The 17742-nt window shown below is 55.7% G+C and carries 17 protein-coding genes; 5 read left to right on the forward strand and 12 right to left on the reverse strand.

Going from position 1 to position 17742, the window contains the following annotated elements; genetic code table 11:
- The first annotated feature begins 6 nt into the window (after window positions 1-6).
- From Q0903_RS19500 to Q0903_RS19515, 4 genes are read left to right on the forward strand one after another with little or no spacing between them, the layout of a single operon-like run.
- Window positions 7-690 (forward strand): ABC transporter ATP-binding protein, encoded by a 684-nt coding sequence (locus Q0903_RS19500; RefSeq protein ID WP_366141521.1) that lies wholly within the window; start codon window positions 7-9, stop codon window positions 688-690.
- On the forward strand, window positions 690-1895 hold the full coding sequence (locus Q0903_RS19505) for a serine hydrolase domain-containing protein (RefSeq protein ID WP_299417994.1): 1206 nt from the start codon (window positions 690-692) through the stop codon (window positions 1893-1895). The genes Q0903_RS19500 and Q0903_RS19505 overlap by 1 nt, the downstream gene beginning before the upstream one ends.
- On the forward strand, window positions 1892-3844 hold the full coding sequence (locus Q0903_RS19510; protein ID WP_299417996.1) for an acetoacetate--CoA ligase: 1953 nt from the start codon (window positions 1892-1894) through the stop codon (window positions 3842-3844). The genes Q0903_RS19505 and Q0903_RS19510 overlap by 4 nt, the downstream gene beginning before the upstream one ends.
- Window positions 3845-3854: 10 nt before the next feature.
- Window positions 3855-4721, forward strand: a complete 867-nt coding sequence (locus tag Q0903_RS19515; protein ID WP_299417998.1) for an acyl-CoA thioesterase II — start codon at window positions 3855-3857, stop codon at window positions 4719-4721.
- 81 nt (window positions 4722-4802) lie between these two features.
- Here the strand turns inward: Q0903_RS19515 and Q0903_RS19520 are convergent, their stop codons facing one another.
- The 7 genes from Q0903_RS19520 to Q0903_RS19550 all read right to left on the reverse strand — a co-directional run bounded on the left by Q0903_RS19520 (window position 4803) and on the right by Q0903_RS19550 (window position 11877).
- The gene (locus tag Q0903_RS19520) at window positions 4803-5174 is read right to left on the reverse strand and encodes a VOC family protein (RefSeq protein ID WP_299032093.1); all 372 of its coding nucleotides are present in this window, start codon (window positions 5172-5174) and stop codon (window positions 4803-4805) included.
- Between the two features lie 9 nt (window positions 5175-5183).
- Window positions 5184-5957, reverse strand: a complete 774-nt coding sequence (locus Q0903_RS19525) for an SDR family oxidoreductase (RefSeq protein WP_299418000.1) — start codon at window positions 5955-5957, stop codon at window positions 5184-5186.
- A gap of 3 nt (window positions 5958-5960) precedes the next feature.
- Entirely contained in the window at window positions 5961-6731 is a 771-nt protein-coding gene (locus Q0903_RS19530) for an SDR family oxidoreductase (RefSeq protein WP_299418002.1), read from the reverse strand.
- The gene (locus tag Q0903_RS19535; RefSeq protein ID WP_299032149.1) at window positions 6728-8014 is read right to left on the reverse strand and encodes an acyl-CoA dehydrogenase family protein; all 1287 of its coding nucleotides are present in this window, start codon (window positions 8012-8014) and stop codon (window positions 6728-6730) included. The genes Q0903_RS19530 and Q0903_RS19535 overlap by 4 nt, the downstream gene beginning before the upstream one ends.
- Before the next feature lie 70 nt (window positions 8015-8084).
- Window positions 8085-8864 carry an enoyl-CoA hydratase-related protein gene (locus Q0903_RS19540; RefSeq protein ID WP_299418004.1) on the reverse strand — a complete coding sequence of 260 codons (780 nt, stop codon included), beginning with the start codon at window positions 8862-8864 and terminating at the stop codon, window positions 8085-8087.
- Entirely contained in the window at window positions 8861-10150 is a 1290-nt protein-coding gene (locus Q0903_RS19545) for a 3-hydroxyacyl-CoA dehydrogenase (RefSeq protein ID WP_299418006.1), read from the reverse strand. Before Q0903_RS19545 ends, Q0903_RS19540 begins: the two co-directional genes overlap by 4 nt.
- 35 nt (window positions 10151-10185) lie before the next feature.
- Window positions 10186-11877, reverse strand: coding sequence for an AMP-binding protein (locus Q0903_RS19550; RefSeq protein WP_299418008.1), 1692 nt, complete (start codon window positions 11875-11877; stop codon window positions 10186-10188).
- A 397-nt stretch (window positions 11878-12274) separates the two neighbouring features.
- Here Q0903_RS19550 and Q0903_RS19555 point away from each other — a divergent pair, with 397 nt between their 5' ends.
- Entirely contained in the window at window positions 12275-13285 is a 1011-nt protein-coding gene (locus Q0903_RS19555; protein ID WP_299418010.1) for an SDR family NAD(P)-dependent oxidoreductase, read from the forward strand.
- A 6-nt stretch (window positions 13286-13291) separates the two neighbouring features.
- On the opposite strand, the gene Q0903_RS19560 is transcribed toward Q0903_RS19555, so the two are convergent.
- From Q0903_RS19560 to Q0903_RS19580, 5 genes are all read right to left on the reverse strand, one after another.
- Window positions 13292-13969 (reverse strand): nitroreductase, encoded by a 678-nt coding sequence (locus Q0903_RS19560; protein WP_299032073.1) that lies wholly within the window; start codon window positions 13967-13969, stop codon window positions 13292-13294.
- A gap of 15 nt (window positions 13970-13984) precedes the next feature.
- Window positions 13985-14746, reverse strand: a complete 762-nt coding sequence (locus Q0903_RS19565; RefSeq protein WP_299418012.1) for a MipA/OmpV family protein — start codon at window positions 14744-14746, stop codon at window positions 13985-13987.
- A gap of 199 nt (window positions 14747-14945) precedes the next feature.
- Window positions 14946-15536: a 3-isopropylmalate dehydratase small subunit gene (leuD, locus tag Q0903_RS19570; protein WP_299418014.1), complete on the reverse strand. Its 591-nt coding sequence runs from the start codon at window positions 15534-15536 to the stop codon at window positions 14946-14948.
- Window positions 15533-16927 (reverse strand): 3-isopropylmalate dehydratase large subunit, encoded by a 1395-nt coding sequence (gene leuC / locus Q0903_RS19575; RefSeq protein ID WP_299418016.1) that lies wholly within the window; start codon window positions 16925-16927, stop codon window positions 15533-15535. Before leuC ends, leuD begins: the two co-directional genes overlap by 4 nt.
- Window positions 16924-17739: a GntR family transcriptional regulator gene (locus Q0903_RS19580; protein WP_299418018.1), complete on the reverse strand. Its 816-nt coding sequence runs from the start codon at window positions 17737-17739 to the stop codon at window positions 16924-16926. Before Q0903_RS19580 ends, leuC begins: the two co-directional genes overlap by 4 nt.
- Window positions 17740-17742: the final 3 nt, after the last annotated feature.

Genomic DNA, 17742 nt, shown 5'->3' on the forward strand with positions numbered 1-17742 from the left:
ACCGACATGCATGCCTATTACGGCAAATCCCACATTCTTCAGGGTGTAACCCTGAACGTACAAGAGGGTGAAATTGTCGCCCTTCTGGGCCGCAATGGTGTGGGCCGCTCGACTACTTGCAAGGCCATTATGGGCGAAGTCGCCCCGCATGGCTCGGTCAAATTCCGTGGCAAGGAGATCGCTGGAAAGAAGGCTTATGAGATTGCCAATATGGGGCTGGGATACGTCCCCGAGAACCGCGACATCTTTCCGGGCCTCACAACACGCCAGAACCTGACGCTGGGCTTGAAGCCTGGCCAAAAAGATGGCGCAGGCCGTTGGTCTATGCAGATGATGTTCGAGATGTTTGAAAACCTTGATCGTCGCGCAGATGTTGAGGCATCGGTTCTGTCAGGCGGCGAGCAGCAAATGCTGACCATGTGCCGGACGCTGATGGGTGACCCCGATTTCGTGATGATTGACGAGCCGACGGAGGGGCTGTCGCCGCAGATGGTTCAGAAGGTCGCCGAAGTCCTGCAAGCGATTGCCCAAAAAGGCATTTCGACCCTGTTGGTCGAGCAGAAGCTCTCCATCGCGATGGACATTGCTGATCGCGTCTATGTCATGGGGCACGGACAGGTCGTGTTCGAAGGCACCCCTGCCGAGCTGAAAGCCCGCGAAGACGTACGCAAGGAGTGGCTGGAGGTCTGATGGCCGGCTTTGACGAAACCCGCCTGAGCCGCATCAGTACCTGGATGCAATCCTATATCGACACGCGCCGCTTTGCGGGTGCCTCCGTATTGGTGGCCCAAGGGGGACGTGAAGTATATTATCACGACTGTGGTTTGCGCGATACCGATGCAGGCGCGCCATGGCAGCGTGATACCGTTGCGCGCATCTATTCGATGACCAAACCTGTCACCTCGGTGGCCATCATGATGCTCGCCGAACGTGGGTTGTTCCATCTGGATGCACCTGTGTCTGATTTCATTCCAGCATTCAGCGATATGCATTGTCTGCAAACAGGTGCGACCAGCATCACCGAGACGGTGCCTTGTGCCACGCCGACTTTGCATCAGTTGCTAACCCACACATCGGGCCTGAGCTACGGTTTTAACCCCGGTGTGCTCGGCGCTGCCATGACGGAACAACGTATCGAATTTCGCGGGGATAGGCTTAGTCTGGCTGAGATGTGTGATAAGGTGGCAGCCCTGCCATTGGCCTTCGCGCCTGGCCAGCGGTGGGAATACTCGGTATCGATTGACGTATTGGGACGGGTGGTCGAAATCGTCTCCGGCAAAACACTTGAACAGTTTTTTATCGATGAGATATTTGACCCCCTCGGCATGAATGAGACCAGATTTGTCGTGCCCAGCACAGCCAAAGATCGTTTTGCTGCATGCTACACCCCACAGGCAGGCAGTGCTTTTTCAGTCGGAAAAGTTGATGTTGGTGAGGATACGTTGCGCCTGTTAGATGGCGCGACCCGCTCCCCCTACTTGGGGCCACAGATTCAATCTGGCGGCGGTGGGCTGGTCGGTACAATCGACGATTATCTGAAGTTTTGTGAAATGATGCGCACGGGGGGCGCTGGGTTGATCGGCCCCAAAACGCTTTCATTTATGATGCGCAATCATCTGGGCGGCGATATCGCGTCGATGGGGCCAAGCAGCTTTGCAGAACAGCCGATGGAGGGTATGGGCTTTGGCCTTGGCGGCGCTGTTCTGCTGGATCCGGGTCGCGCACGTGCGCCGGGCAGCATAGGTGATTTTAGCTGGGGTGGCATGGCCTCTACCTTTTTCTGGATTGATCCCGCGACCGAGCTGTCGGTGATCTTCTTCACCCAGCTCATCCCGAGCAGCTCTTATCCTGCCCGCCCCCAACTCAAGGCATTGGTTCAGGGCGCGATGACATGAGCCATGTCTTGTGGGAGCCGAGCCAAGAGCGGGCAGATGCCTCGACGATGGCTGCGTTCGAGCGTTTTGTGGCAGAAACACGGGGCCAGACATTCGATGACTACAACGCGATGTGGGAGTGGAGCGTCACGGACCTTGAGGGGTTCTGGTCGGCCATCTGGGACTTTTTTGAAGTCCATGCAAGTACCCCATATGACTGTATTCTGGCTGATCGCAAAATGCCCGGCACCAAATGGTGCGAAGGCGCAATGCTCAACTATGCCGAGAATATTTTGCGCCACGCAGAGGGGCGGTCAGACCATCCCGCCATCGTTAGCTTTTCCGAAACTTCTGGCCGGAAAGAGCTGTCGTGGGGCGCTTTGCGCAGTCAAGTCGCCTCGGTCGCGGCGAACCTGCGGAAGATGGGCGTTGGGCAGGGCGACCGAGTGGTCGCTGTGTTGCCCAATACCGAAGCAGCGTTGATCGCATTTCTCGCAACAGCGAGCATCGGTGCGGCATGGTCACTTTGCGCGCCTGATATGGGCCACGTCGCAATCCTTGACCGTTTCAAGCAAATTGCGCCCAAAGTGTTTATCGCACAAGATGGTTATGTTCACGGTGGCAAACAGGTCGATAGACGCGATGTGCTTGCCCTGATCACTGCCGAGTTAGACAGCGTCGTGCAATTTGTGACCCTCCCCATAATGGGTGATATGCCGAAAGGGCATGTTGCTTGGGACAGTCTACTGCACGATGACGTAGCATTCGCACCTGCACAGGTGCCCTTCGACCAACCGCTGTGGATTGTTTACTCCTCTGGCACCACGGGCAATCCGAAACCCATCGTGCACGGCCATGGCGGCATTATCCTCGAAGCAGCCAAACAATCCCTTCACCACGACCTGACCAGCAATGATCGCTTTTGCTGGCTCACATCATCTGGCTGGATCATGTGGAATGCCCAGTGGATGGCGTTGGGGCAGGGGGCCACAGTGTGTATGTATGACGGCGCACCAAACTACCCTGATATGTTGACCGTCTGGCGCTTTGTTGCTCAAGAAAAGTTAACGTATTTCGGCGCAGGCGCTGCGTTCTTTGCGGGCTGCCTGAAGGCTGGTGTCACCCCGCACGCAACGCTGGACTTCACAAACCTACGTTCGCTCGGCTCTACCGGTTCACCGCTCAGCGCAGATGCCTATGACTGGATTTACCGCGAAGTGAAGCAAGACGTCTGGCTTGCACCGATTTCTGGCGGAACCGACCTTGCGGGGGCGTTTGTGCTGGGTCACCCCGCCTTGCCTGTGCGGGCCGGTGAAATGCAATGCCGCGCGCTCGGTAATGCTGTGCGCGCCTATGATCCCGACGGCAACGAGTTGATTGGCGAAGTAGGTGAGCTCGTCTGCACCGAACCGCTGCCCTCCATGCCACTGTTCTTTTGGGGTGACGATGACGGCAGCCGCCTGCACGATAGCTATTACGACACTTACCCAGGTGTTTGGCGCCACGGCGACTGGATCAGCATAGACGAAACCGGCGCCAGCGTGATCTTTGGCCGCTCGGATGCAACGATTAACCGCAAAGGGCTAAGGCTAGGTTCCGCCGAGATCTATCAAGCCGTGGAGGGTCTGGACGATGTCCTTGATAGCCTCGTCGTTGATCTGGAGTTTTTGGGTCGTGAAAGCTTTATGCCCCTTTTTATCGTGCCGGCCGCAGGCGTAACCTTCGACGATGCACTCAAAACCAAGATCAATGACGCCATCCGCAGCGGTGTCTCGGCACGTTTCATTCCTAACGAAATTGTAGAAGTCACTGAGATCCCCCGCACACTATCTGGCAAAAAGCTTGAGGTTCCTGTGAAAAAGCTGTTGTTGGGGGGTGATCCCGCCCGCGTGGTAAACCGTGACAGCATGGCAAACCCGGCGAGCTTTGATTTCTTCATCGCCTATGCTGATGCACGGGCCAAAACCTAAGGGGCCCTGCATGAGCAATGTCGCCGATCAACTGTTAGAGCTGCTGGATATTGAACAACTCGAAGTTGACCTGTTTCGCGGTATCGGATCAGGGGGCGAGACGACGACCCGTATCTTTGGCGGACACGTTATTGCACAAGCACTCATGGCAGCTTACCGCACCGTACCGGACCGCCTTTGCCATTCGCTTCACGCCTATTTTATTCGCCCGGGTGATCCCAAAATCCCTGTGATCTACCAAGTAGACCGCGCTCGCGATGGGGGCAGTTTTACAACCCGCCGTGTCGTTGCGATCCAGCACGGTAAACAGATTTTCAATCTTTCGGCTTCGTTTCATGTAGACGAAGAAGGATGGGACTATCAGCACTCAATGCCACAGGTAGGTTCACCTCAGGATTGGCCAAACCGTAATCAGTTGCGAGAGGCTCATGTTTCAAAGGTCCCGGAAAAGTATCACGAGGATTTTCTTCGCGAACGCCCCATTGAGCTACGCGAAGTCGCCCCGCGGGATTTCTTTACTCCGGAAACAGCAAGCGACGAAAATCATCTTTGGTTTCGCATGGAGGCCGCCAAAGGGCAGGGGCCACAGATGCAGCACTGTTTGCTCGCTTATGCTTCTGATATGAATCTGCTCGGCTCATCCCTGCGCCCCCATGGCCTGACATGGTTTCAGGGCAATGTGATGAGTGCCAGCCTCGATCATGCCATGTGGTTTCACGGGCCGATCCAGTTTAGCGACTGGCATCTTTACGATATGGATGCACCATGGACGGGCAAGGCACGCGGGTTCAACCGCGGTTCGATTTTCAGCGCCGATGGCACGCTTGTCGCGTCGGTTGCCCAAGAAGGCCTCATGCGTCCCTTAAAGAAAAAGTGAGCCGACCTCTCAGTCGCCCCACTTCTTTATTTTTCCAATAAACTCAATCCCGCAGAATCCGCTGAGGGATTCGTTTTGCGTTTAGCCGAACAAATAGAAACACAGTTTATTCCCGTCTGGGTCATGCACATAAGCACCATAAAACCTGTCTGGCACCCGTTGACCCGGAGGGCCATCACAGGTGGCTCCAAGTTCCAGCGCCCGCGCATACATGGCGTCGGCCTGCGGCTTTTCCTCAACGGGAAAGGCCAACATCACACCATTTCCAGGCGTTGGGTCACCCTTGTCATATGGTTCACAGACGGCAAGCATTGGCTCACCCCGCTTGGTGCCGATAAATGCGATCCGTCCCGCGTCTATCACGACCTTTGCGCCTTTATCCGCGAACAGATCGCAATAAAATTTTTTGGCACGCTCCATATCGCGCACGCCGATGGTGGTATAGCCGATCATTGGATTTTCCTAACTGTCAAAGCCGCCGAACCTGCGGTTTAGCTTGCGCATTCCCCCGATCCAGCGGTCATAATTATCGGTCTTGTTGCGCATGTAGGTCTCGACCTCTTTATGCGGCAGGACAAGGAACTTCTCCTCGCGGATGGTCTGCACGCAGGCCTCGGCAACGGGGCCAGGCTCCATCATCCCGTCAATTGCCGCCACATGCTCTTCATGACCGCGCGTCATTTCAGTTCGTACGGCCTGAGGGCAAAGGACCGAAACCTTTATCCCCTGATCGCCATAGGTAAGTGCCAACCACTCGGCCAAGCCGATCGCTGCATGTTTGGTGACACCGTATGGTGCTGAACCGATCTGGTTCAAAAGACCTGCGGCCGAAGACGTGTTCAGCAAATACCCACCTCCACGCGCTGACATTCGCGGCACCAGATGACGCGCTGCCCAGACATGGGACATGACGTTGATCTCCCAAATCCGCTGCCAGTCTTCATCCTCAACCTCGACACCGCCGGGGACAGAAATGCCCGCGTTCGAGCAGAATAAATCAATCGGCCCTGCGTCTGCTTCTACTGCATCAATCATACCGGTAATCTGATCTTTGACTGCAACGTCCACTTGATAGGCTTTGCCACCCATCATTTTTGCCGTCTCTTCCGCGCCTGCCAAATCACGGTCCACACAGGCAATGTGTTTGGCCCCTTCTTCAGCATACCGCAGGCACATGGCGCGCCCGATACCGGACGCAGCCCCTGTCACAACGATAATCTTGTCTTTCAATTCCATGATCTACGTCCACATATTCGAGCCGCCACAGACGGTCAGCGCCTGTCCCGTCATGTATTTGGAAGCATCGGAAGCGAGGAAGACCGCAAGCCCTGCAAAATCCTCAGGCTCACCGAGACGGCGCAGCGGTATTTCGTTCTCGATCCGTTTGGCAACTTCGGGGTTGTCCCACAACTCACGTGCAAACTCGGTCTTTACCAAACCGGGGCAGATCGCATTAAACCGCAGGCCTTTAGGGCCAAACTCTTCGGCCAGATTGCGACACAGACCGATCAGCGCCAGTTTGGACATCCCGTAGGTGCCCAGCATGACCGAGGGTTTGAATGCTCCGATAGAAGAGGTGAAGGCCATCGAGCCGCTGCCCTTGGCCACCATATCTGGGGCAACCATTTGTGCGAGCCACAGATTGGATTTCACGTTAGCATTCATGGTTTTATCATAGGCATCGTCGGGAATTGCCGACGTCTTCCCATAGTACGGGTTCACCCCTGCATTGCCGATCACACAATCGATAGGTCCTGCCAGCTCGTGGGTCTTGTCAACCAAGGCCTGTAGCTGTTCCTTGTAGCCCACATTGCATGCCACCGCATGAACACGGCCATTGCCGAGAGCATTAATGCTCTCGGCAGCAGCGTCCAACTGTTCTTGTTTGCGCGCAGATATCACGACAGTTGCACCGTGCTCCGCAAGGGCTGATGCCATGGCAAGCCCCATACCCTTGGACGCGCCAGTAAGCAGCGCCACCTTTCCAGTCAGGTCAAAAAGCGTGCTCATACACCACTCCGTGTGCGGCCTGTCGCAATCTCACTGCGCGCGCGGTCAGTGCGGGAATTTGACGATTGGTAATCGCGCACTTCGGCACGTGCGATCACGTGGTGATGCACCTCATCAGGGCCGTCCGCATAGCGCAGGGTGCGCTGCGCTGTGTACATCCCTGACAGGGGCGACCACTGGGAAATCCCCGTCGCACCATGTACCTGCATCGCATCATCAATGATGTTGCAGACCTTTTCCGGCACCATCGCTTTGATCATGCTGACCCAGATACGCGCCTCTTTGTTACCAAGAGTATCCATCGCTTTTGCCGCCTTCAGCACCATCAGGCGCATGGCCTCAATCTCGATTTTAGCCCGAGAGATGGTTTCCATGTTCTTGCCAAGATCAATGATCTTCTTGCCAAAAGCCTCACGCGACAAACCGCGCTCGATCATCAGGTCAAGTGCCTTCTCCGCAGCGCCGATGGATCGCATGCAGTGGTGGATACGGCCAGGCCCAAGACGCACTTGGCTGATTTCAAAGCCACGGCCCTCACCCCACAAGATATTGCTCTCGGGGACCCGCACATTGGTAAATTTGATATGCATGTGCCCGTGGGGGGCATCATCATGGCCAAAGACATGCATCGGGCCAACGATCTCGACACCGGGGGTGTCGATCGGCACGAGGATTTGGCTCTGCTGGCGGAAAGGCTCTGCATCGGGGGATGTTTTCACCATCGTGATCATGATTTTACACCGCGGATCACCGGCGCCAGAAATATAGTATTTCTCACCATTGATGACCCATTCACCATTCTCCAGCTTGGCAGAGGTCGAGATGTTTTTTGCATCCGATGACGCCATATCAGGTTCTGTCATCGCAAAGGCAGAGCGGATTTTACCCGCAAGTAGCGGCTTGAGCCATTGTTCTTTCTGCTCGGGCGTTCCGATACGCTCGAGCACTTCCATATTGCCCGTATCCGGTGCTGAACAGTTCAATGTCTCTGACGCCAACGGGCTTTTTCCCAGCTCGGCTGCGATATAGGCATAGTCAAGATTGCTCAGACCTTCGCCTGTTTCGGCATTGGGCAAGAAAAAGTTCCATAGCCCGTTGTCACGTGCTTTTTGCTTGGCAGTTTCCAACAGCTCCAGCTGGCCCGGTGCATGCGACCAGCGGTCTGCGCGGCCTTCGCCGAGGCGGAAATACTCTTCTGTAATCGGGTCTACGTTTTCACGGATGTGCTTGATTACAGCAGCCAGCAGCGGCTTTGCTTTTTCCGACATGCCGAGGTTGTTCATTTCCATTGGTGTTGAATCGTCTAACATTTTGATCTCCCTTGATCAGATAATGAGGGTGCCGTTTCGGGCGCTATTTGTTGACCCAATCGGGTTTACGTTTCTCGACAAAGGCATTCACGCCTTCTTTGAAATCTTCTGTCTTGGCCAGATCGGCAATGACTTCGCGCGAATAGGCAATGCTCGCCTCCATTCCGTCGCGAACGTACATATCGTTCAGAACGCGCTTGGTGGCTTTGATCGCTGACGGCGAAACGGTGCAAAGCTGCTCGGCCTTCTCCATAGCGCGGACCATCAGCTCGTCATGTGGATGCACCTCGTTCACACACCCCATTGCCAGCGCTTCATCCGCCAGAATTGTACGGCCCGTATACATCATCTCTTGAGCAGCGAGACGGCCGATATAGCGCGACAGGCGCTGTACACCTGATGCCGCAGCAAAAAAGCCGACCTTGACTTCGGGCAGCGCAAACTTGGCGTTTTCGGAAGCAAGGATGATGTCGCACGACAGTGCAGTTTCAAATCCGCCACCCATCGCAAAGCCGTTTACGGCAGCAATAATCGGCTTTTCCAAAGTGAACCGCGATGAAAGGCCAGCAAATCCCATCGGCGTCATTGTGGCGCGCGCGCCACCCGCAGCAGTTGCTTTGAGATCGTTACCTGCACAGAATGCTTTGTCTCCGGCACCTGTCAAAACAGCGACCCATAGATCCTGATCGGCGGCAAATTCGTCCCAACACTTTGCCATTTCGTTGTGCATATCAACGTGCACCGCGTTGTAGACATCGGGGCGGTTCATCGTCACGACCAGAATATGGCCCTTTTTCTCAACCTTTATGAATTCATAGCTCATACTTTTAGCCCTCCAGTATCGATTTCGGTAAATTTGCCACCCGTTGCTGCCAGCTTGCGCAAAGTCTCTTCAGGTGCAAATGCGGCATCTTCGGCACCGAGCTTTTCCATCCGGTCCAGCACCGCTTGCGCGCCAACCATATCGCCATAAAACATCGGGCCACCCTTGTCCGCTGGCCAGCCGTAACCGTTGAGCCAGACAACATCGATGTCAGAGGGGCGTTGTGCTTTGTTCTCTTCTAGAATTTTTACGGCTTCATTGATCATCGGATAAATGCAGATCTCGGTGATCTCGTCCGCACTCATCGTCGTGGCCTCTGCACCCGTCACGTTCTTGATGATCCCTGCCGTTACATCAGACGGGATCGGACGGCGGTTTTCATCATAGTCATAGAACCCCGCTTGGGTTTTCTGGCCACGACGATCCATCTCACACAACATATCGCGGATCGGATTGTCGGTGGTTGCACCTTTGGACCAGCCGATATCAAGGCCCGCCAAATCACTCATCTGGAAGGGCCCCATTTTGAACCCGAACGTGTTCAGTGCTGCGTCCACGTCCCACGGCATCAACCCTTTGGCCAACAATTTATTTGCTTGAATCTGGCGTGCAAACAAGATGCGATTGCCCACAAATCCGGGACACACGCCAACCAGTGCCGCGATCTTGTTGATTTTAGCTGCCAGCGCCATCGAGGTTGCAACAACATCATCCGCAGTATGCGCCGCGCGCACGATTTCCAACAGCTTCATCACATTGGCAGGCGAGAAAAAGTGCAGACCAATCACGTCCTGCGGACGACGCGTCATCGCGGCAATCTCGTTGATGTCCAGTGCCGACGTATTCGTGGCAAGGATTGCACCTTCTTTGCACACGCGGTCCAACTCTGTGAAAATCTTGCGCTTGAGGTCCATATCCTCAAACACGGCTTCAATAACCAGATCGCAATCCGCCAGGTCGGCCAGCTCCAGCCGCCCGTCAAAACGGCCCATACGCGCCTCGACCTCGTCCTGCGGAAAACGGCCTTTATCAGATGACCGCTGATAGTTTCCGCGCACCACAGCCAGACCACGGTCAAGCGCCTCTTGTGTAGTCTCGACGATTTTGACGTCATAGCCCGCAGTCGCAAAATTCATGGCGATACCGCCGCCCATGGTCCCTGCGCCGATGATCCCGACCGTTTTGATTTCACGTTGGGGCGTGCTGTCATCCAGACCGGGCACTTCCCAAGCAGCCTTGCCCGCCCGAGCGATATAGTCACCGATTTCTTCTACACTTGCTGTCATGTTTTTGCCTTCTCGTTTCCCTTGGGAGGTATCAATTATGTGTCATCCAGACATGCGGCCCGCAGGCCGCGGCGGTCCAGCTTGTCCGTTGCGCCACGCATCAACGGTTCCGATTGTGTCCAAAGATGCTGGGGCATTTTGAAAGGGGCCAGATGACCTTTCAGCGCGCGTGTCATCTGTTCATGGTCCAGCGTAGCGCCTTCGTGCAGCTGCACGCAGGCGCCGACCACTTCGCCCAAACGCCCGTCGGGAACGGAAAAAGCACAGGCCTCTATCACATCTGGTAAGCGGTGTAGGGCACCTTCCACATCCAGACATGCAATATTCTCACCACCGCGGATGATGATATTTTTCTTGCGGTCCAGTATGGTGACATAACCTTCGGCATCCATCACCGCCAAGTCACCAGTACGCAGCCAGCCATCCTGCATCGTCTCGGCCGTCGCTTCGGGTTTGTTAAGATAGCAACGCATGTTGGCGGGGCTTTTGACTGTGATCTCGCCCAACTCCCCCAACGGTACATCATTGCCGTTATCATCCAGCAGCCGCAATTCCTGCACTGGCGGGTGTAATTTGCCTGCGCTTTCAGGGCGGTTCAGATAATCATCGCCGATCATACCGATGCCCAATGCGTTCGTCTCTGTCATACCCCATCCCGTGGCAATGCCGGCATTTGGAAATGCTTTGGCCAGTTGTGCCACTTGGGCACCGGGCCGCTTGGCCCCGCCGGAGCCGACATAGTCCAGCGTTTCAAGCGACGCACCCGCCTTGCGCGCGGCCATCATCAACTCGGCTGATTGTGTAGGGACACCCAGAAAACGTGTTATCTTTTCGGTCTGAATCAGACGCACGGCTTCTTCCGCATCCCATTTTCGCAGCAACGTAACGCGAGCGCCTGCAATCAAACTAAGCAAAAACAGCGGATGCGTGGCCGTAACGTGAAACAGCGGCGTCACCACCAGAGCAGAGGGGCGCGGCGCGGGTGGTGCATCTTGTTCCGGTGGTGTCACCAGAGGCGCGATCACGGCCTGCAACAGCCAACTGAATACAGCGTTCACCGCGCTTCGGTGCGTCTGCACAACACCTTTGGGGTGCCCTGTCGTGCCAGAGGAGTACATGACAGCAAAATCATCATCGGTATCAATCGCAATACCCAGCGGCGCATCAGAGGCGGCAGTCTGCAAAGCAGTGTAGTCATGCCCCGTCCCGTCATCAGCGTCGCGTACACCCACCAGCGTCAGACCCAAATCATCCACGAGCGGCAACAGCCGTTCGGTACGCGGACCATCCGCAAAAACGAGTTTTGCAGCACTATCGCTTAGCGCATATTCAAGCTCTTGCGTAGTCCACCATGCGTTTACAAAAACAACGGTCGCACCTGTTGCAGAGATCGCCAGAACCAGCGTCATAAGTTCGGGATAGTTCCGCATCGCAATCGCAACACGGTCACCTTTTCCTATGCCGAATGTGTCAACCAACACATGTGAGACGCGGTGCACTTCCGCACAAAACTCGCCATACGTCCACCGCTCACCCTCATAGAGCAGATAATGAGAGGCGCCGTCATCATGCTGCGCCATCCCCGCCGCCATGAGAGCAGGTATCGTCGGCGGAATGTTTTGAAACGCCTTATAGGTGACACCTCGTACTTCGGTGGGTGCCACTGCAAATGTCGGGTTTGTCGCCAACACGTGGGCGACTGCGGCTTCAACCGTCATGGCGCTCATCTTGCTGCACCGTCAATAGTTTTCGACTGTCCCATGGTGACCCTCCCAAGTCTCCAAGCACCGAACACCCCTCCGCCAGGCGCGCACGACTCTCTTTCACAGTAGAGACTAGGGGGAAATGTCGGGGCTGCCAATACCGCAGTACGGAACTTCGTTTCGCAAAATTCACAATTTACGGTTGAGCTAAAGTTGACTGGGTCAGGAAGACCTATATAAATTACATAATGAACATTATATATCTGCTTTGCGTCATTCCCGAACCCCATGAAACAACACTCACGGCAGCATAGCGCCAATGTGACCACCGTAGCCGCAAAATATTTGTTTCGAGGTTGAGGCGCAGCCCCATGCAGGTGTAAGCGCGCAGGCAGGCTCTACCCCGCCAAAGGATCGTCCCATGAAAACCGCTCTTGTTACCGGATCATCCGGCTTTATCGGCTACTTCGTCGCTGACACCCTGTTGCAGCAAGGTTGGCGGGTCATTGGTGTCGATAGTATGAGCGACTATTATGATGTCACTCTCAAGCAATCGCGGCTGAACCTCCTGCAGGCCCACAAAGCATTTACAAATGTGCGCGGTCACGTCGAAGAAGAAGGGCTGCTGACCAAACTCTTTGCAGAGCACATGCCCGAAATCGTGATCCACCTCGCCGCACAGGCCGGTGTGCGCTATTCACTGGAAAACCCGATGTCGTATTTCCAGACCAACCTTGGTGGCACATTACAGCTGTTGGAAGCCGCCCGCGCCCATCCGCCCAAACATATGCTCATGGCGTCAAGCTCATCTGCATACGGGGCCAACACACAGATGCCCTACCATGAGAATATGCAGGCCGATCATCAGATGTCGCTGTATGCAGCGACCAAAAAGTCGTCCGAGAACATCGCCCATAGCTACGCACATCTGTTTGCCTTGCCGATTACAATGTTTCGGTTCTTCACCGTCTACGGCCCATGGGGGCGGCCTGATATGGCGCCGCACAAATTTACCTCCGCAATCCTCGAAGGGCGGCCGATTGACGTTTATAACCATGGTCAGATGCGCCGCGATTTTACCTATGTCACCGATCTGGTACAGGCGATCATGCTCTTGATTGATGCAGTTCCCGATTGCCTGACGGGTCAGGGACAGCATGAAGGCGACAGCCTGTCACCAGTGGCCCCATACCGTGTTGTCAATATCGGCAATTCCGAAACCGTGCCGCTGCTGGATTTCATCAAAGCGATTGAAGAAGCCACCGGCATTGAAGCAACTAAAAACATGATGCCCATGCAACCTGGGGATGTGCCTGCCACCTGGGCTGATGCAAGCCTACTGAAATCCCTGACAGGGTATGTTCCACGTACAACTGTGCGCGACGGTGTCGGACAGTTCGTCGCATGGTATCGAGACTATTACAAAATCTGATTGCGTCTAGTCGTCAAACCCCACGAACCGCGCAACCTCATCCACCTCGCGGCGGGTTGAGACAACATCGTTGGCGGAGAACGCTTCATCCGGCCAGCCCATAGCGACGCACGTCATGATGACTTCGTCTTCGGGAATCTGAGCATGTTCGCGTACAACAGGCGATTGCATGATGCCCTGCCCGTTGATCACACAGCCCAAGCCGCGCGACCATGCGGCCAACGTAAGGCCATAGGTGACTGCGCCTAGATCAAAATGCGCGATCGTGCCGCCCTCAAGACTTTTGTCAAAGGTGACAACGATAGATACTGGCGCATCGAACTGGCGAAATCCGCGCATGACCCAATCCTGGCGCATCTCCTTGTCTTCGCGTGCGATACCCATTGCAGCAAACAGCTGCTTTGCAATCCCGACCTGGCGGTCACGGTGCGGGCCTTCGTAGGCGCCGTGGTCAACAATTTCGCGCACCGGTGGCACGCCATTTAGCATACGGGTAGAATTACCTTCACGTACCCGCTCAAGCGGCGCACCCGTCAAAACATGTAAATGCCACGGCTGTGTGTTCATGGACGAAGGCGCGCGATTGGCCAGTGCAATCACTTCCTCGATCAGCGCACGTGGCACAGGTTTGTCTTGAAAGCCGCGGATGCTCCGCCGACCCTGCATCGCCTCATCAAGTTGCATTAAATCCGTCCTGACCTAGAAATTTAAGGTAAACACACGGCTCAGACCCAGACGCACGCGCCATTGGTCCTCGGAGCCATTAAGTGTGATGGGGCTGTCGGCTGCATCGCCCAACAGCTTCTCGTAACTCAGCCCGCCTTCAAGCGCCCATTTATCATCCAGAAAGTAAGTGCCAGACACTTCAATCCCTGCGCCCAAGGCACCACCCGTAGCGTCATACGAGCCAAAGCCGGACGTACTGCCAGTTGGCACGCCAAAATACGTGCTCGCGAATTCATCATCACCAAAGTTCACACGCGGTCCTGCCGTGATCAACCAGCGGTCATTGGGGCGGTAGATATAGTCGGCACCCAGCGTACCAGTTATCCCGCTATGACCAGTGACGCCTTTGCGGACTTCTCCGAACGCCATCCAGTTTGTCTGCTGGTAGGTCAGGCCGAACCCAAGCTCAACGGCGACATCAATGTCTTCAAGGCCTGCCAACTCGGGGCTGTCTTCTGCCGTGCGGTCACCGATAACGCGAAACGCACCACGTAAGGAAACACCATTGTCGGGGATACCACGCACACCGTTGCCCACGTCCAATCCCCCCAAAGTCAACGACCCAAAGGTGAAACCCAGATCAACGCCCGCTTCCGTCTGATCAGAACCGAAATACTCTGGCGCTGCGGCAACCCCGCCCCGCAATGCGAAATTAAACGACCGCTCCTGCGCGAATACGGGCAGTGCCGAGGCCAACAGAAACGCAGAGATACAACCAACCGAAAAAGCGCGCATTACAAATGCTCCAATAACCGCGAGAACAGGATCCACCAGCCTCATCAGATTCTCACCAAATTTAGTGCAGTAACTTGCCTAAGTATATGGGGAAACTGTCGCATGACGACGCCGCCAGAAACCCAGTCACATTTTTGCCTATCCGCCAACCTAGCGCGCATTTGCCTTCAAGAAAGACCTGCAACCAACCGCACTGTTGCTAGAGTGTCTGTGGGAATATCCATGGCTGTGCTGCAGACCGCTTGGCGTGATAACGCTTTATCGCGTCTGCATGCTGCGCTGTCAGATCAATATCGTCCCAACCGCGCATCAGTTTTTGCCGCCGCACATCGTCAAGCGCAAAAGGTACCTCACGGCCCGCGATTACCGCACGGTTTGTTCCAAGATCAACTTCTGTCGGAACGGTACCCTCTCCGATCAACGCGATCAGATCTTCAATCAGCCCCTCGCCAATCTGCGCTGCAAGCAGGCCGTTATTCACCGCATTGCCAGCAAAGATGTCGCCAAAGCTAGGGGCAAAGACAGCTCGAACACCAAAATCGACCAAAGCGTAAACAGCTGCTTCGCGACTACTGCCACTGCCAAAGTTGCGACGCGCAACCAAGACCTGCGGGCTATGGAAATTGAGCGGATGTCTGGGATGCGCGCTGCGTACATCATGCAACAGAAAGTCGCCGTATCCGTCTTTGCGCGGCTGCGACATGAACCGCGCGGGAATCAACTGGTCGGTGTCGATGTTCACATCGGCCAATACGGCAGCATGCCCGTCAAATCGGGTCCAGCCGCTCACATCCTTCCCTCCAGCAGCGGGCGTACATCTGTCAGGTAACCTGTCACTGCCGCAGCGGCCACCATGGCAGGGCTCATCAGATGCGTGCGCGCACCGCGTCCTTGCCTGCCCTTGAAGTTGCGATTGGTGGACGATGCGCATCGCTTGCCAGCGCCTACAAGATCACCGTTCATTCCAACGCACATTGAACATCCCGATGCGCCCCACTCTAACCCCGCATCGACAAAGACTTGCGCCAGACCTTCGTTTTCGGCTTGCCGTCGCACAAAAGCCGATCCGGGTGAAACCAGACCGGGCACCCGGGCCTTGCGGCCCCGCAAAACGGCAGCAGCCATACGCAAATCTTCTATCCGTCCGTTGGTGCATGAACCGATAAACACCTGATCCACGGCGATCTCTTCAAGCGGTGTTTCTGCCTCAAGCCCCATGTATTCAAGCGATGCACGGGCATGCGCTGCCTTGCCACCCAGTGTTTCGGGCGATGGAACTCTGGCCGTGATTGGCAATGCTTCCTCTGGCGATGTGCCCCACGTCACGGTCGGGGCAATGTCGCACGCGTCAAACACCACTTCCATGTCGAAAAGAGCCCCTTCATCAGATTGCAGGCTCTGCCATGTGTCCAGCGCCGCTGTCCACGCTGCGCCTTTTGGCGCAAAGGGCCGCCCATGCACATAGTCAAATGTTACTTTGTCGGGGGCGATCAGACCCATGCGCGCGCCCCCTTCAATACTAAGATTGCAAAGGGTCAACCGCCCCTCCATCGACAGCGATCTCACAGCTGCACCCGCATATTCCACCGCATGACCTTGTAGGCCATCAGCCCCTAGCGCAGATATCCAATGCAGGGCCATATCCTTGGCTGTCACCCCTGCGGGCAAAACCCCGTCAAAAGTAATCCGCGCCGTCTTGGGACGCTTTTGCCAAATCGTCTGGGTCGCCAGAATATGTGCGACCTCTGTTGCTCCTACGCCGAATGCCAACGCCCCAAATGCGCCATGGGTCGAAGTATGACTGTCACCGCAATTTATCAAAAGCCCCGGAAGGGTCAGCCCCTGCTCTGGCCCGATGACATGCACAATGCCTTGGGCAGGATCATGTAAATCAAACAAGCGAATTCCTGTCGCTGCCGCGTTACGTGCCAACGTCTCAATCATGCGCGCCACATCATCAGCAACCTTGCCGACACGCGTGGGCGCGTAATGATCAACCACTCCAAAGGTTAGCGATGGGTGCGCAACAGGCATACCCCGCGCCGCCAATTTAGCAAAGGCATGGTGGGACCCTTCGTGTACCAAGTGACGATCCACCCAGAGCAGTGACATGCCATCTTCGCGCTGAAGAATTTCATGAGCATCCCAGAGTCTGTCAAGCAGTGTCTGCGGTGCAGTCATTCTGCCACCTTCTCAGGATCGGCATTCACCACAGGCTCCCAATGACGCGCGTCCCCTGCACCGACCCGGCTCAACGTCATCTCCAGCTTGAACATATCGGGGCGATACAGTGCCGCCAGATATTCAACCCCCCTGCCCTGCTCATCGCGTACAACACGGTTCAGCGACAAAAGCGGCGCGCCGACACTTAGCCCCAAATGGCCTGCGACCTCTGGCGAGGCAAGCGTCGCACTGACGCTTTGATCCGCCGTTTCCACCTGCACACCAGAGCGTTCCAGCAGGCTGAACAGGGGCGCGGTCGCCAACTCTGCCTCGGTGTAATTCTGCGCGATATGTTCTGGCACATAAGTTGTGAGATGTGAAAACGGCTGGTCTTCAACCAGCCTGAGCCGAACCGCAGTTTGCACTCTTTCATCCGGCGCGAGCTGCATCGCACTCGCAACGGCCGCGGGTGGCAACCCATAGCTGAAAGCCAACAAACGTGCTGTCGTTTCATGCCCCATCTGGACAACTTGCGGCATCAAAGTAGTAAAATCAGCAGCCATAGAGGGCCGCGCCGGTCGCGCACATACTGTTGTCCCTGCCCCGGCACGGCGCGCAATCAGCCCGTCCGCTTCTATCGTATCAAGGGCACGGCGCACGGTTACGCGTGAGACGCCCAACGACGCAGCCAGTTTTTGCTCGGCAGGTAATACACAGCCTACGGCATAGTCACCCCGCGTGATTGCGTCCATCAAATGCAGATAAACACGCCGCGCCTTGCCACCCTCTGGAAGACCCGCAAGCATGTGATCCACTAGTTGCCCGGACATGAC

The organism is uncultured Sulfitobacter sp. (assembly GCF_947502895.1).
GTDB lineage: Bacteria > Pseudomonadota > Alphaproteobacteria > Rhodobacterales > Rhodobacteraceae > Sulfitobacter.

Coding starts and splice junctions, on each gene's coding strand:
- Q0903_RS19500 (WP_366141521.1), top strand. CDS start 7: ATGCATGCCTATTACGGCAAATCCCACATTCTTCAGGGTGTAACCCTG.
- Q0903_RS19505 (WP_299417994.1), top strand. CDS start 690: ATGGCCGGCTTTGACGAAACCCGCCTGAGCCGCATCAGTACCTGGATG.
- Q0903_RS19510 (WP_299417996.1), top strand. CDS start 1,892: ATGAGCCATGTCTTGTGGGAGCCGAGCCAAGAGCGGGCAGATGCCTCG.
- Q0903_RS19515 (WP_299417998.1), top strand. CDS start 3,855: ATGAGCAATGTCGCCGATCAACTGTTAGAGCTGCTGGATATTGAACAA.
- Q0903_RS19520 (WP_299032093.1), bottom strand. CDS start 5,174: ATGATCGGCTATACCACCATCGGCGTGCGCGATATGGAGCGTGCCAAA.
- Q0903_RS19525 (WP_299418000.1), bottom strand. CDS start 5,957: ATGGAATTGAAAGACAAGATTATCGTTGTGACAGGGGCTGCGTCCGGT.
- Q0903_RS19530 (WP_299418002.1), bottom strand. CDS start 6,731: ATGAGCACGCTTTTTGACCTGACTGGAAAGGTGGCGCTGCTTACTGGC.
- Q0903_RS19535 (WP_299032149.1), bottom strand. CDS start 8,014: ATGAACAACCTCGGCATGTCGGAAAAAGCAAAGCCGCTGCTGGCTGCT.
- Q0903_RS19540 (WP_299418004.1), bottom strand. CDS start 8,864: ATGAGCTATGAATTCATAAAGGTTGAGAAAAAGGGCCATATTCTGGTC.
- Q0903_RS19545 (WP_299418006.1), bottom strand. CDS start 10,150: ATGACAGCAAGTGTAGAAGAAATCGGTGACTATATCGCTCGGGCGGGC.
- Q0903_RS19550 (WP_299418008.1), bottom strand. CDS start 11,877: ATGAGCGCCATGACGGTTGAAGCCGCAGTCGCCCACGTGTTGGCGACA.
- Q0903_RS19555 (WP_299418010.1), top strand. CDS start 12,275: ATGAAAACCGCTCTTGTTACCGGATCATCCGGCTTTATCGGCTACTTC.
- Q0903_RS19560 (WP_299032073.1), bottom strand. CDS start 13,969: ATGCAACTTGATGAGGCGATGCAGGGTCGGCGGAGCATCCGCGGCTTT.
- Q0903_RS19565 (WP_299418012.1), bottom strand. CDS start 14,746: ATGCGCGCTTTTTCGGTTGGTTGTATCTCTGCGTTTCTGTTGGCCTCG.
- leuC (WP_299418016.1), bottom strand. CDS start 16,927: ATGACTGCACCGCAGACACTGCTTGACAGACTCTGGGATGCTCATGAA.
- Q0903_RS19580 (WP_299418018.1), bottom strand. CDS start 17,739: ATGTCCGGGCAACTAGTGGATCACATGCTTGCGGGTCTTCCAGAGGGT.